General features: G+C 47.2%; 10 protein-coding genes. 9 read left to right on the top strand and 1 reads right to left on the bottom strand.

Annotated features, from left to right (window positions below; all coding sequences use genetic code 11):
- Window position 1 precedes the first annotated feature (1 nt).
- From CI595_RS19265 to CI595_RS19305, 9 genes are all read left to right on the top strand, one after another.
- Window positions 2-268, top strand: a complete 267-nt coding sequence (locus CI595_RS19265) for a DUF1905 domain-containing protein (RefSeq protein WP_095175386.1) — start codon at window positions 2-4, stop codon at window positions 266-268.
- Between the two features lie 191 nt (window positions 269-459).
- Window positions 460-1,326, top strand: coding sequence for an Rpn family recombination-promoting nuclease/putative transposase (locus tag CI595_RS19270; RefSeq protein ID WP_095175243.1), 867 nt, complete (start codon window positions 460-462; stop codon window positions 1,324-1,326).
- Window positions 1,327-2,211: 885 nt separating this feature from the next.
- Complete coding sequence (locus tag CI595_RS19275; RefSeq protein ID WP_095175244.1) at window positions 2,212-3,888, top strand: ABC transporter substrate-binding protein; 1,677 nt, start codon at window positions 2,212-2,214, stop codon at window positions 3,886-3,888.
- Between the two features lie 198 nt (window positions 3,889-4,086).
- Window positions 4,087-5,103, top strand: coding sequence for an ABC transporter permease (locus CI595_RS19280; RefSeq protein ID WP_095175245.1), 1,017 nt, complete (start codon window positions 4,087-4,089; stop codon window positions 5,101-5,103).
- A gap of 5 nt (window positions 5,104-5,108) precedes the next feature.
- On the top strand, window positions 5,109-5,999 hold the full coding sequence (locus tag CI595_RS19285; RefSeq protein ID WP_065542275.1) for an ABC transporter permease: 891 nt from the start codon (window positions 5,109-5,111) through the stop codon (window positions 5,997-5,999).
- 13 nt (window positions 6,000-6,012) lie between these two features.
- On the top strand, window positions 6,013-6,987 hold the full coding sequence (locus tag CI595_RS19290) for an ABC transporter ATP-binding protein (RefSeq protein WP_095175246.1): 975 nt from the start codon (window positions 6,013-6,015) through the stop codon (window positions 6,985-6,987).
- 1 nt (window position 6,988) lies between these two features.
- The gene (locus tag CI595_RS19295) at window positions 6,989-7,972 is read left to right on the top strand and encodes an ABC transporter ATP-binding protein (protein WP_095175247.1); all 984 of its coding nucleotides are present in this window, start codon (window positions 6,989-6,991) and stop codon (window positions 7,970-7,972) included.
- Between the two features lie 693 nt (window positions 7,973-8,665).
- Window positions 8,666-12,673, top strand: a complete 4,008-nt coding sequence (locus CI595_RS19300; protein WP_095175248.1) for an efflux RND transporter permease subunit — start codon at window positions 8,666-8,668, stop codon at window positions 12,671-12,673.
- Complete coding sequence (locus tag CI595_RS19305; RefSeq protein ID WP_095175249.1) at window positions 12,654-13,277, top strand: TetR/AcrR family transcriptional regulator; 624 nt, start codon at window positions 12,654-12,656, stop codon at window positions 13,275-13,277. The genes CI595_RS19300 and CI595_RS19305 overlap by 20 nt, the downstream gene beginning before the upstream one ends.
- 201 nt (window positions 13,278-13,478) lie before the next feature.
- On the opposite strand, the gene CI595_RS19310 is transcribed toward CI595_RS19305, so the two are convergent.
- Complete coding sequence (locus tag CI595_RS19310) at window positions 13,479-14,705, bottom strand: 6-phosphofructokinase (protein WP_187144045.1); 1,227 nt, start codon at window positions 14,703-14,705, stop codon at window positions 13,479-13,481.
- Window positions 14,706-14,968: the final 263 nt, after the last annotated feature.

A 14,968-nucleotide genomic window follows, 5' to 3' on the forward strand; every position in this document is an offset into this window, starting at 1 on the left:
GATGAACACAAAGACATATGAATTTGAGGCTGTTATAAAAAAGGTTCCCGATATAGATGGGGCATATATTGAATTTCCTTTTGATGTGAGGGAGGAGTTTGGCAAAGGGAGAGTGAAGGTACATGCCACATTTGACAGCATACCGTATGACGGAAGCCTGGTGCGGATGAAAACACCGGGGCATATTATCGGCATAAGAAAAGAGATCAGGCAGAAGATCGGGAAACAGCCGGGTGATATAATCAAAGTTACTATTCAGGAAAGATAATAAGCAAAAATAAAAAGTAAAAGACGGCTTTGCTTTATGCAGGGATACAAAAAAATCCACTTTGTATTTCGTTACAGATTGAATGAAAAAATGTGGTAAATTAATTTGCAAACGCAAATTTTATTATGGAAATTTTAAATACTATGTGATATAATCAAACCAGAATTCCTCTGCCCATGCGGAGGTTGTTTATGAACCAAAACAGAAAACTGGCACAACTGATGTTTAAAGATAATTTTATGTTTGGTGCAGTTATGGTAAATGAGGAAATCTGCCGGAATTTTTTGGAAATGGCGGTGGGTATTCCGATTGAGAAAGTAGAGATCAGCAAAGAGAAAAGCATGATCTACCACCCGGAATACCGCGGTATACGGCTTGATATTATTGCCAGAGATGAAAAAAGCACACATTACAATGTGGAGATGCAAGTGGCAAAAAAGTCCCATTTGGGCAAAAGAGCCAGATATTATCACAGTCAGATGGATATGGAGCTGTTGCTGACGGGAGAAGACTACACATTACTCCCCGCTTCCTATGTGATTTTTATTTGTGATTTTGACCCGTTTGATAAGAAAAGATACCGTTATATCTTCCAAAATGTCTGCAGGGAAACCGGGCTGTCTATGGCTGACGGGAGCACTACCATTTTTTTGAGCACCTGTGGGGAAAATGAAGCGGAAGTGCCGGAAAATCTTATAAAATTCCTGAAATTTGTCAAAGCCGACTTAACAGACAGTACCCGGGACTATCAGGATGATTTTATCAGAAAGATCCAGGAGTCTATAGCAAAGATTAAGGGAAGCCGGGAAATGGAGGAGAAGTTCATGCTGCTGGAAGAGTTATTGAGAGATGAACGTGCCGGGGGAGAAGCAAAAGGGCTGGCGAAAGGAAAGGCAGAATCTGTCCTGCTTCTGCTGGAGGATTTAGGCCCAGTACCCGATGAACTCAGAAAAGCGATCCTGGAGGAACAGGATATGGATATTCTTTCAAAATATCTGAAGCTGGCGGCACATGCAGGCTCTATTGCGTATTTTATGGATGGGATAAACCATATCTGAGAATCTTTATCTTACATAAATGACGCTGCTTGTTTTTACGAAATGCAGGCAGCGGGCTTCTTTTTTGCGTTTGAAATTCTAAAAACAGATGCTGCAGTTATCTGACTGCGTATCTGCTCTTACAAATCTATGCCGGATCAGGCATGTGACAAATCCAACAATTGACTACATATTTAAGAAGATGGACAGAGGAATTCTAACATATTTCAGCTTATGGAGCAGTATTTTCTGAGAGGCTGTGTGTCCCGCGGCTGTCAGACAGTGGCGTATATTTGTATATCTCAATTGTAACTTGCAGCATATAAGCAGAATATGTAAAAATATGTTGAAATTATTACTATAAATGTCTTTTTGTGAAAGACATTTATAACAGAAATAAAGAATATCAGTTGATTTATATACAAAGTGTCTTTTGTGGGAAGACGAATGTACATTTATAAATAAGCGGCTCATGAAAAAAATGCAGGAAAAGAAAAAATAACTTGCAAAAAATAAATATAATTATACAGTGATGATTAAAAAACAGTAATCTTATCTCATGTTTTGAATTAATACTTAAAAAATCTCAGCCGTATAATCAGTTACTGTTCACTCCGTGTCCAGTAACACGCTTCGCGATGCACAGATATGGGGCATTCTGCCCCATATCGCGCTGGCTGCCTCGGGATTTTCATGCGCAAGCGCATAAAAACACCTCACGGGATAACAGCCGTGAATAGTAACCCCTAATCATACAATAAATGCAGGATAAGAAATTAAAACTTGTATTTTTTCTCCTTCTATAGTAAAATGGTTAGCACAGAGTTCTTTGTGTTTACCACGTCAAAGTGGTGTCAGAATGACAGAGCACAGGGAGGACTGCGTGAATCAAAGGAGGGATTTTCTATGAAGAGAAAAGTAATTGCGGCTTTACTCTGCACATCTATGGCGATCACCATGATGGCAGGATGTGGAAGCAACAAGAAGACTGGTGCAGATAACACTGGCGACACAACAAAGACAGAAACTTCCGGTGAAGAAGGAAATGCGGATGCAGAAACAGAAACCGGCACAACAGAAAAGAAAGCCAGCGGCGAAATGCTCACAGAGTTTACAGAGGTTCCGTCTGATGTGGACACAGAGCAGACACTGCGATATGCGCAGGGTGCAGACCCCCGTGGCCTTGACCCGGCTATGATCGATGACGGAGAGTCTTCCAAGCCAATCTGCCAGATGTATGAAGGTCTTCTGAAATACGGTGACAGCAATACAGAAGTGGAAGCGTGCCTGGCTGAATCCTGGGAAGTAAGTGAAGATGGACTGACTTATACCTTCAAACTGAGAGAAGGCGTAAAATTCCATGACGGAACAGACTTCAACGCAGAAGCAGTAAAATACAATGTGGACAGACAAACAGTCAATAAAACAGAGGACATGCTTTATGCAGACTTTGTTTACGGTGATGTTACAGAGTGTAACGTGGTTGATGACTATACAGTGGAGTTTAAACTGGGCAAAAAATCCACACCGTTCTTAAACAACCTGGCAATGTCCCTGGGCGCACCCATGGTAAGCCCTACAGCATGTGACGCAGCAAACGGCAACCTGAATGAAGCCCCATGCGGTACAGGCCCGTACAAATTCGTAAGATGGAACAAGAACGAAGCCGTAGTTATGGAAAGAAATGAAGACTACTGGGGCGAGAAGGGTGTTGCAAAAGAGATCATTTTCTCCACGATCCCGGATAACTCCGCACGTGTGGTTGCACTGACAAACGGTGAAGTGGATATTATTGATGGTATTGACGCCACCGTGGTAGACCAGATCACATCTGCCGGCTGTCTGTTATATCAGGCAGAGGGTATGAATATCAACTACATGGCTTACAATACACAGAGAATAACAGACCCAGAGATCAGAAAAGCATTAAATGAAGCGGTCAATGTACCGGAGTTGGTAGAAAGCATTTATAAAGGTTACGCAACCCAGGCTACTACAATTCTTCCGACGTTCATGCCTGGCTACAGTGCAGACGTAAAACAGACGGAATACAATCCGGAAGAGTCCAAAAAGGTACTGGAAGAAAAGGGTATTACAGAACTGAAGATGATGGCTTACACAAACCCGAGACCGTACAATACTGCAACCGGACAGACACTGGCAGAAGCTCTCCAGGGATATTTCGATAAAGTAGGTGTTAAAGTTTCTATTGATTCCTATGACTGGACAACCTACAAGGAAAAACTCGGTGCCGGTGATTATGATATGTGTCTGTACGGCTGGATCGGTGACAACGGTGACCCGGATAACTTCATGTATCTGCTGACACATGAGGACCCGGCAATGAACGTTGCTCTGTACCGTGATGACGAATACAACACCATGCTGTCAGAAGCAGCATCCATGGAAAACGGCGACGAAAGAAATGGAGCTTACGGCAAAATGGAACAGAAGATTGCAGACGAAAATGTGTGGCTGCCGATTTCTCATCAGCAGAACCTGTCAGGTTATGTGTCAAATGTACAGAACTTCATTGCACATCCTACAGGAAATGTTTTCTTGAGCAAGACATATAAGAATTGATTGTAACCGGAAAGGTACCAAACCATTACAATTAATTGGTAAAACAGGATTGCATAAGGGCAGAGAGATCTGCCCTTATATGCGGTCTAAAAGCCTGTTTTACGGAGGAACAGTTCATTTCTGAGAGGGCTTTTTCAAAGACCCCTTGAGAAATGAATTGTTCCGGAGATAATCAAAAGAAAAAAGAGAGGGCAAGACATGTTTAAGTACATAATCAAACGGCTTTTACAGCTCATACCGGTTCTCTTCGGTGTATCCCTGATCGTCTTTTTCCTTATGCGTGTATGTGCACCGGACCCTGCGTCCATAGTATTGGGGCAGCACGCTACACAGGAAAGCATGGAAGAGTGGCGGGAGGCGAACGGGCTGAACGAACCCATAGTTACGCAGTATGTAGATTTTATTAAAGGCGCTGTTACCGGTGATCTGGGTACATCCTATTATACAAAAGCACCTGTAACAAAAGAAATTTTCAGTCGTTTCCCGGCTACTGTGGAGCTGGCAATCGTTGCCATTATACTGGCCGCGTTTTTTGGGATCGTGATCGGTGCTGTTTCGGCAGTGAAAAAGAACTCGATTTTTGACAACGGAGGTATGCTGATATCCCTGATCGGAGTGTCCGTACCTATTTTCTGGCTGGGCATTATGCTGATCATTCTGTTTTCCGGTGTTCTGCACTGGCTGCCCTCCAGCGGACGGATCGACCCGGCTTTGCGTCCTGATACCGTGACGGGATTTATGATCATTGACAGTATCTTGGAAGGAAACACAGAGGCTCTGAAAGACAGCCTTCTGCATATGGTTCTTCCGGCAGTGACACTGAGTCTTTATTCTATGGCTATCATTGCCCGTATGACACGTTCCAGTATGCTGGAAACGCTGGGACAGGATTACATCCGTACTGCAAGAGCAAAAGGAATCAGCGAAGGCAAAGTGACGAGAAGACATGCACTGCGCAACGCTATGCTTCCCGTCACAACCGTTATCGGCCTGCAGTTAGGTTCCCTGCTTGGCGGTGCGGTATTGACAGAATCTGTATATGCATGGCCCGGAATCGGAAACTACACGGTGCAGTGTATCATGAAATCGGATTTCCCTGTTGTGCAGGGAGTGGTACTGCTGATCGCAGTCATATTCGTGCTGATGAATCTGATCGTAGACGTTATCTATGCATTTTTAGATCCGCGTATCAAATATGTTAAGAAGGAGGTGTAGCCGTCATGCGGAAAAAACAACAGGTACAGACAACAGGAGAGACACTTGAAAAACCGGAATCCCAAATCCGTGTGATGTGGGACACCCTGAAAAAGAATAAGGCAGCAGTGGCGGGTCTTATCGTTATTGTATTTTTTGTATTTTTAGCGATCATGGGAGACTGGCTGGCTCCTTATGATCCGGAGTATTCTGATATGGCCCATACGTTTGTTGCGCCTTGTAAGGATTACTACTTTGGAACAGACCAGCTTGGGCGGGATATCTTTTCCCGTGTACTGTCAGGTACCAAAGTCTCTCTCTTTGTAGGTGTGGCTGCCGTTGTGTATTCTCTGCTGATCGGTACCATCCTCGGTTCTGTGGCAGGGTATTTCGGCGGTAAAGCCGATTCCTTTATTATGAGATGTATGGATATTATGCTCTCCATTCCCTCGATCCTTCTGGCAATCACATTGATGGCAGCACTGGGGAAAGGGCTTGATAAGGCTATTATTGCCATTGGTACCGTGTCAATCCCGGAATACGCCCGGATTGTGCGAAGTTCCATTCTTTCAGTCAAGGAAAATGACTATGTGGCTGCCGCTAAGGTTGTGGGGAATTCTGACAGGAGGATCATCTTTCATCACATCCTTCCAAACGTGGTAAGCTCCATTGTGGTCAGGGCAACCCTTGGTATCTCCACCGCGATCCTGGATACTGCGGCCCTTGGATTCTTAGGCATGGGTGTACAGCCGCCTATGGCAGAGTGGGGAGATATGCTGGGACGTGCGAGGACCTATATTTTCTCAGCGCCCTACACCCTGATTTTCCCGGGTCTTGCCATCACATTGGCAGTGCTGGCATTCAACCTGTTTGGCGACGGCCTGCGCGATGCGCTGGATCCGAAAGAAAGAGTATAAGGAGGACCGTATCATGTTATTGGAAGTAAACGATCTGGAGACAGAATTTAAAGTAAAAAGAGGTACGGTCAAGGCGGTAAACGGTGTCAGCTTTGCAGTGGACAAAGGAGAGATCCTGGCGGTGGTGGGAGAATCCGGTTCCGGAAAAAGTGTTACCTCCCTCTCTGTCATGGGATTGATCCGTGACCCAGGCCGGGTGGCAGGAGGGGAAATCCTGTTCAACGGCGAAAATCTGTTAAAGAAAAACACAAAAGAGATGCAGGCTGTCCGCGGAGATAAGATCTCAATGATCTTCCAGGAGCCAATGACCTCTCTAAATCCGGTGTACAGGATCAAGGACCAGATTATGGAGACCATTCTGACCCACACCACTATGAGCAAGAAGGAGGCTCTTGACAGAGCCATTCAAATGCTGGACCTGGTAGGTATTCCTGCTCCGGAGCAGCGTGTGAACGACTATCCGCATCAGATGTCCGGCGGTATGCGTCAGCGTGTGATGATTGCCATGGCTCTGGCCTGTGATCCCGAGCTTCTGATCGCAGATGAGCCTACCACTGCCCTTGACGTTACCATCCAGGCACAGATCCTGGATCTGATCAACCGTCTGAGAGAAAAACTGGGTATGGCAGTGCTCCTCATCACCCATGACCTGGGGGTTGTGGCTGAGACTGCGGACAAAGTGGTGGTCATGTACTGCGGACGCGTGGTGGAGCAGGCTACTGTGGAACAGCTTTTCACAAAACCCCTGCATCCTTACACACAGGGACTTTTGGACTCCATCCCGAAAATGGATGAAGACAGGGAACGCCTGTACATGATCAAAGGTATTGTACCGGACCCAATACATCTGCCGAAGGGATGTTCCTTTGCGGACCGCTGTGACAAATGTATGGATAAGTGCAGGGAACATATGCCCAAACTGGCTGAGACAGAGGATGGAAGAAAAGTTAGATGCTTCCTGGTAAGCGATGAAGTGGAGGGTGCGTAAGATGAGTGAAGAGAAGAGAGAAGTGCTTTTGGAGGCCAGACACCTGAAAAAGTATTTCGATGTGGAGACAAATTTCTTCGGAAAACCCACCGCTGTCCTGAAAGCTGTGGATGATGTTTCTTTTAAAATATATAAAGGCGAAGCTCTGGGCCTGGTTGGAGAGTCCGGCTGCGGTAAATCCACGATCGGCAAAATGCTGGTGGATCTGTACAAGCCCACTTCAGGCGAAATCATATACAATGGAACCGATATATCCAAGCTCTCCACAAAAGAGAGAAGAAAATACTGCAAGGACATCCAATTGATCTTCCAGGATCCTTATGCATCCCTGAACCCGCGTATGACGGTGGGCGACATTATCGCTGAACCCATCCGTATCAACAAGCTCATGCCGGATAACCAGGTGGAGGACAGGGTTACCTATCTGATGAACTGCGTAGGCCTTGCAAATCATCAGAGAAACCGGTATCCTCATGAGTTTTCAGGCGGACAGAGACAGAGGGTGGGAATTGCCAGAGCGCTGGCTGTACAGCCCAAGCTGATCGTCTGCGATGAGCCGGTATCCGCACTGGATGTCTCCATTCAGGCCCAGGTTCTGAACCTGCTGGATGATCTGAAGGACGAATTTGGACTTACCTACCTGTTTATTGCCCATGGACTGAACGTGGTGAAACACATAAGTGACCGTGTGGGTGTAATGTATCTTGGTAAGCTGATGGAGGTAGCAGATAAGCGTGAGATCTATGATAATCCGCTGAATCCATACACACAGGCCCTCCTTTCCGCGATTCCATCCACGGATATCACGAAGAAAAAAGAGAGGATCATTCTCACGGGGGATGTGCCAACGCCTATTAACCCTCCGGCAGGCTGCCGTTTCTGCTCCCGCTGTTTTAAGAAAACAGAGGGCTGTGATACGGTGATGCCTGAATTAAAGGATATTGGAAACGGGCATATGGCTGCCTGTCATCTCTATGATCAATAAAGCGGCAACTGTTTTGTATGTGCACAGTTATAAGATCCTTCCTGTAACTATTCAGTAGGTCTGCGCATTCACTGCGCTGACCGTAAGAAAGCATTCCGCAGCCAAGCAAAAATCCCATCGCCAAAGGCGATTCTGCATGGATCTTTGCCTGTAACTGTGAGGGTACTGAACAGTTACTCCTTCCTATAAAATACAAACACAGCCCCGGCAGTTCTATGCTGCCGGGGCTGTATTTTGAATATATAAAAGGATTTTATCAGTTAGGCTTTTTCTTTTTTGAAACTGTGGTTTCTGTGCTCCATATACTTGTCAGTATTGTGCTTATAGACATTATACCATGATATAAAGATAAGTAAAGATAAAAATGGGCAAAATGACGAATATATATAGTTGCTGTTCCACTGTACCGGGAGGCGTTTTCATGCCGGAAGCATGAAAATCCCGAGGCAGCCAGCGCGATATGGGGCAGAATGCTCCATATCTGTGCATCGCGAAGCGTGTTACTGACACGGAGTGGACAGTAACTATATATACTTCATGGTCTTTGGCAGCAGCCGTAAACAGGAACCCGCAGCAGCAAAGTTTATGCAACTTTAATAATTAGTCTTGTTGACACCATTCCTGTAAAGACATATAATTTTAACATCAGACTGACCGGTCAGTCGGTCGAGCAAAAATACAGGAGGACTTCAAATGTTATCGCGTTTTAGTGTGAAAAAGCCCTATACCGTCGTTGTGGCGGTAGTGCTGGTGATCCTATTGGGAGTGGTGTCTGTGACAAAAATGAACACAGATCTTCTGCCCAGTATGAATCTGCCTTATGCAATCGTAATGACTACCTATGTGGGCGCCAGCCCGGAATCGGTGGAGGAGACTGTTACAAAGCCTATTGAACAGAGTATGGCGACAGTCAGCAATATTAAGAATGTAAGTTCTGTCTCCAGAGAAAATGTATCTATGGTCATCCTTGAGTTTGAGGAGACCACCAATATGGATTCCGTGTCCCTGGAGATGCGGGAGAATTTGGACCAGATAAAGGGATATTGGGACGACTCGGTGAGTAATCCCATTATTATGAAACTGAACCCGGATATGCTTCCGGTCCTGGTTGCCGCCGTGGATGTGGATGATATGACGGCTGCGGAACTTACGGATTACATAGAAGATAATGTGCAGCCTAATATCGAGAGTATTGACGGTGTTGCCAGGGTTTCCCAGAGCGGCAGCGTTACTGAGAATATTGAGGTGAGGATCAACCAGGAGAAGCTGGATGCCATGAACCGGAAGGTACAGGATGCCATTAACGGCAAGTTCGCTGAGGAGGAAGAGAAGCTGGACGATGCCCAGGCTGAGATCGACTCCGGCAAAAGCGAACTGGATTCCGGCCAGAGTGAACTGGAATCCGGTCAGAACGAAGCGGCTTCCCAGATCGGTGAGGGAAGCGGACAGCTCTCCCAGGCACAGAGTGAACTGACAAAGAGCGCTGCTGAGGTGGATATGCAGCTCCAGAACCTGGAGAGTAAGCAGACAGAGCTGGACAGCCAGTCAAAACTTCTGCAGGCTACAGAGGAAGGCCTGAATCTCACAGTGGAAAAGCTGACAGAAGCAAAAAACAAGCTGCTGGAAGCCCAGGAGGGAATGCAGAAACTGGAGGAGGGAATTGCCACGATCCAGGGCCAGATTGAGGAGCTGGAGGAGCAGTTAAATGCCTTAACACCTGAGAAGCCTGACAATATGACAGATGAGGAATGGCAGCAGACCATCGCCCAGCTGACCGCAGCCAAAGAGGAGATGGAGGGCAAAAAGGCGGAGATGGAGCAGCAGCTTGCAGCTCTCAATGAACAGTTTGCCCAGCTTGACCCGATGGAAGTGGTGGATAAAGGGCTGGAAGCAGCCAATAGCGGCCTGCAGGAGATCGCAGGGGCAAAAGCGCAGTTGGCAGAGGGCCAGACCCAGTTAAATGCAGGGATACAGAAGCTGCAGGAGGCAAAGGCTCAGATCGAGGCAGGCCAGTCTCAGATGAGTGCAGCCCAGATCCAACTTGAAACGCAGAAGATCATGGCCTCCATTCAGCTCAGTTCAGCTTCCTCCAAGATCGCCATGGGAACGGCCCAGCTGGAGGCAGCCCAGTCTCAGCTTGACTCCGGAAGAGACCAGCTGAATGAGGCAAAAGAGCAGGCGCAGGACAAAGCCGATCTGAATACGATCCTCACATCCGATATGGTGAAGGGAATCCTCACGGCAGAGAACTTTGCCATGCCGGCAGGGTATGTGACAGAGGACAATAAGGAGTATCTGATCCGGGTAGGGGATAAAGTACAGGATGTGGACAGTCTGGGGGACTTGGTCCTTCTGGACCTGAAACTGGACGGTCTGGCATCTATCCGCCTGTCTGATGTGGCAGATATCAGTGTCACAGATGATTCTGCAGAGGTATATGCAAAGATCAACGGCAATCCCGGCATGATACTTTCCATAGAGAAACAGACCGGTTATTCCACAGGAGATGTGGCTGACAAGATCCTGGACCGTATGGAGGAATTGGAGAAGGGAAATGACGGCCTGCATTTTACAACACTGATGAATCAGGGTATCTATATTGATATGGTTGTAAATTCCGTGCTGCAGAATATGCTGTACGGAGGTATTCTGGCTATTCTGGTACTGTTTTTATTCCTGCGGGATATTAAGCCCACTTTTGTTATTGCCTGCTCGATCCCGATCAGTGTGGTGGCAGCTTTGGTGCTCATGTATTTCTCAGGCGTGACGCTGAACATCATTTCCCTCTCAGGTCTTGCCCTGGGTGTGGGTATGCTGGTGGATAACTCTATTGTTGTTATTGAGAATATATACCGTATGCGGAGCCAGGGGATACCGGCCAGAAAAGCCGCTGTGGAAGGAGCAAAACAGGTGGCGGGAGCCATTGTCTCCTCAACCCTGACAACCGTGTGCGTGTTTGCGCCCATTGTATTTACAGAGGGCATTACCCGTCAGCTTTTCGTGGATATGGGGCTGACGATCGGTTATTCCCTGGCGGCCAGCCTTGTGGTAGCGCTGACCCTGGTACCTATGATGTCCGCAGGACTTTTGAAGAGGGCTGAGGCGAAGCCATCCAAACTTTTGGATAAGGTGCAGGATTTTTATGGACGTATGATTCATAAGACCCTGAAACATAAAGCCTGGGTGCTTTTGGGAGCACTGGTTTTATTTTTGGGAAGTATGTACCTGTCAGTGAAAAAGGGGACGGAATTTTTCCCATCCATGGAGAGCACACAGGCAAGTCTTACTGTGACCACGGACAAGGGAACCCCTCTCAAGGATACCGCGGCAAAAGCGGATGAAATTATCGACAAGATCTCTGATATCGATGATATTGAGACCATCGGTGCCATGGCTGGCGGTTCTTCCATGTCTATGGGCAGTTCCACCAATGAGGTCACTATGTATTTGGTGCTGAAGGAAGATAAAAAGCTGAACAATGAGCAGCTTGAAAAAGAGATCCTGAAAAGGACCAAGGGTGTGGATGGTTGTGAAGTGGCGGTTTCTACTTCCAATATGGATATGAGCGCACTGGGCGGCAGCGGCCTCCAGGTGGAGATCAAAGGAAAAGATTTGGAACAGCTCCAGGAGATCGCCACAGACCTGGCCGGTAAGATAGAGAAGGTAAAGGGTACACAAAATGTCTACGACGGCATGGAAGAGACCGATGCCCAGTATAAGGTGGTTGTGGATAAGTCAAAAGCTATGCGCTATGGCCTGACCGTGGCACAGGTGTTCCAGGAGATCAATAAGAAGATCGCAGAGGCCACAAGCGCTACAACAATCTCAACGGCAACGAAAGACTATGATGTGTATGTCAGAAGCGAGAAGGATGAATCCCTTACCAGGGAACAGCTTGCGGATATATCCATCCAGACCACCAACGCAGAAGGGGAGACGGAAGAGATAAAGGTTGGGGATATTGCCACCTTTGAGGACTCTGTAAGCCCCCAGGCTATCAACAGGGATAGCCAGTCACGTTATATGTCAGTGACTGCCGAGATCGCGTCCGGTTATAATATCGGGCTGGTAAGCCAGGATGTACAGAAGATCCTGGATAAATATAACGTACCCGAAGGGTATACGATTGAAATGAAGGGTGAAGATGAGAGTATCAACGAGGCTATGGGGCAGCTCCTTCAGATGCTGGCTCTGGCATTGGTATTTATGTACCTGATCATGGTGGCACAGTTCCAGTCCCTGCTGTCTCCGTTTATCATCATGTTCACCATTCCTCTGGCGTTTACAGGCGGATTTATGGGCCTGCTTGTGAGCAACAAGCCGGTCAGCATCGTGGCTATGGTGGGATTTGTCATGCTGTCAGGCATCATTGTAAACAATGGTATTGTGCTGGTGGATTACATCAACCAGCTCCGCAAGGATGGCATGGAAAAACGCGCGGCGATCGAAGAGGCAGGCCGTGCCCGTCTGCGCCCCATCGTCATGACAGCACTCACCACCATTCTGGGCCTTCTCACCATGGCTATGGGCATGGGAATGGGCGCGGATATGGTGCAGCCAATGGCGATCGTAACAATCGGAGGTTTGATCTATGGTACACTGCTGACACTCTTTGTCGTGCCGTGTATCTATGATATACTGAACCGCCGCCATTATAAAAAGGATGAGGAGAGATTAGTGGATGAAGGAGAAGCTCAGTGAGAAGGAACTGGCTCTTTTCCGGGCCGTCATTGAACTGATAGAGGAAGATGTGGACATTCACTCCATTAAGGTATCTGATATTACCAGCCGGGCCGGGATCGGCAAGGGTACCGCTTATGAGTACTTTTCCAGCAAGGAGGAGATGGTGGCGAAAGCCATCATCTGGTCCGGGGAGAAATTGTTTCAGAAAATTATGGATGTTCTCAGAAAAACAGAGAGCCTGAAAGAGCAGATCAAGGCAGTGCTTGATTTCATCGAGACAGAGATGAGCAGCAGCAGATGCAGCACACAGCTTATGCGCCTGCAGGGACAGGAATGTCAGATGAAAGAACACTTATATAGGGAATATGCAAAATTCGGCGGCCCTCAGAGTCAGGTGGAGAGTGTGCTCCGCATTCTGACGGAACAGGGGAAACGCGAGGGAACCATTCCGGCGGATATGCCGGAAACATTTGTGACTATGGTATTGATGGCAGGATTTATGAGCTATTTTGTATATCTGCTTCAGGGAATGGAGACAGAGGACGCCCCAAGAGATCAGACAAAAGAATTTCTACAGAGAAATATACTTCTGTCTTTTGGCAGCAGCCGGGAACAGAAGTAAAAAGGAGGGAATACCGCGTCAACGAGCGGTATTCCCTCCCTTTCTGAATAAAATGCCTTATTGTAACGATTCAGTACCCTCACAGTTACAGGAAAAAATTCATGCAGAATCGCGCCTTTGGCGATGGAATTTTTGCTTGGCCGTGGTACACTTTCTTACGGTCAGCGCAGTGAATGCGCTGACCTACGGAATCGTTACGATTTATTTTCTATAGACAAACGCAGGCAGTCCGTCTGTACCCATGGGGATTTCAACGGTTCCCTGGATAAGCGGAAGCGCATAGATGACGAAATCATCACTGATATCCGAGCCGTCCCCGGTGATCCATTCCAAGGGAACGGTCTTTTCTTTGTTACAGATCTCGTTTACATCCTCCAGGCCAAGCGTGATCGCGTAGGGAAGGTTGCAGGTCCTTTTGTAGGCTACCATTTTCCCTGTATATCCTTTGAGTGCTGCACGGACGCCGAATTCACCGGCCATGACAGCCTCTTTCTGGTCTGCAGCGGACATCATGGAGGCAGAACAGCGCTGGCTTACATTCAGCTCCACGGAGCGGGCCTTTACGCCCAGACGGTTTCTCACCAGGTTTTCCAGATATTTGCCGCATCCGGCCAGCATTTTGTGTCCAAAGGTATCTGTGCCTACATGGTTGTCGTATTCACAGATAAAAGTTCCCTTGTCATCGTGGATCCCCTCGGAAACGCACACTATGACATTGGGGTTTTTATCAAAGCATGCTTCCACTTTTTTGAGGAATGCCTCCTGGTCAAAGGCTGTCTCAGGCAGATAGATGAGCAGAGGGTTGTCCCCTTTATATTTTCTTGCCAGGGCGGAAGCGGCTGTGAGCCAGCCTGCATGCCGTCCCATGATTTCTATGATAGTAACTGATCTTTTCTCATATACATTGGCATCAATGACGATCTCACGCACAGTGGATGCCACATATCTGGCTGCGCTGCCAAAACCGGGGGTATGGTCAGTGAGGACCAGATCATTGTCCACGGTCTTGGGTTCTCCGATAAAGCGGATATCACTGTTCACAGAGGCAGCATAGCGGGAGAGCTTGCTCACCGTGTCCATGGAGTCATTGCCTCCGATATAGAACACGTATCCGATCTGCAGTTCCTCAAACTTGGCAAACAGCTCCGGGTAGACCGGATCAGATAAATCCTCCGGCAGTTTATAGCGGCAGGAACCTAGGTAAGCACCCGGAGTCGTTTTCAGGCCTTCCAGTGTATTGCCCGGAAGCGCGTCTTCAAAGTCCAGGATCCTTCCTTCCAGAAATCCCTCAATCCCATTTACCATTCCGTAGACACGTCCGATAAATTCTTTTTGGCGTAAGCCCTCCGCTGCGACGCCGTACAGGCTGCTGTTGATGGCAGCGGTTGGGCCGCCGGATTGGCCGACGATCATATTTTTCATTTCCATAATCCTGTATTCACTGTATAATTGCAATCTTTGTTACGATTCAGCAGGTCTGCGCATTTAGCAGGCAAAACTCCCATTGCCGAAGGGGTTCCTTCATGGGTTTTTGCAGGAATTTGTGAAGACACTGAACCGTTACCAATATTCCGGCAATTATACCCTCCTTTCCATATGAATCAGAAATTTTGCTACAAATATATCATACCATAGATATCCGGGAGTGAAAACAGAAATTTACAGGACAGAGATAAGTTTTTCTTGCTATT

Origin of the sequence: Blautia hominis (assembly GCA_002270465.1) — a bacterium.
Lineage (GTDB): Bacteria > Bacillota > Clostridia > Lachnospirales > Lachnospiraceae > Blautia > Blautia hominis.

What these genes read in the sequence shown, in the direction of transcription:
- CI595_RS19265 (WP_095175386.1), top strand. Translation starts at nt 2, where the DNA reads ATGAACACAAAGACATATGAATTTGAGGCTGTTATAAAAAAGGTTCCC.
- CI595_RS19270 (WP_095175243.1), top strand. Translation starts at nt 460, where the DNA reads ATGAACCAAAACAGAAAACTGGCACAACTGATGTTTAAAGATAATTTT.
- CI595_RS19275 (WP_095175244.1), top strand. Translation starts at nt 2,212, where the DNA reads ATGAAGAGAAAAGTAATTGCGGCTTTACTCTGCACATCTATGGCGATC.
- CI595_RS19280 (WP_095175245.1), top strand. Translation starts at nt 4,087, where the DNA reads ATGTTTAAGTACATAATCAAACGGCTTTTACAGCTCATACCGGTTCTC.
- CI595_RS19285 (WP_065542275.1), top strand. Translation starts at nt 5,109, where the DNA reads ATGCGGAAAAAACAACAGGTACAGACAACAGGAGAGACACTTGAAAAA.
- CI595_RS19290 (WP_095175246.1), top strand. Translation starts at nt 6,013, where the DNA reads ATGTTATTGGAAGTAAACGATCTGGAGACAGAATTTAAAGTAAAAAGA.
- CI595_RS19295 (WP_095175247.1), top strand. Translation starts at nt 6,989, where the DNA reads ATGAGTGAAGAGAAGAGAGAAGTGCTTTTGGAGGCCAGACACCTGAAA.
- CI595_RS19300 (WP_095175248.1), top strand. Translation starts at nt 8,666, where the DNA reads ATGTTATCGCGTTTTAGTGTGAAAAAGCCCTATACCGTCGTTGTGGCG.
- CI595_RS19305 (WP_095175249.1), top strand. Translation starts at nt 12,654, where the DNA reads ATGAAGGAGAAGCTCAGTGAGAAGGAACTGGCTCTTTTCCGGGCCGTC.
- CI595_RS19310 (WP_187144045.1), bottom strand. Translation starts at nt 14,705, where the DNA reads ATGGAAATGAAAAATATGATCGTCGGCCAATCCGGCGGCCCAACCGCT.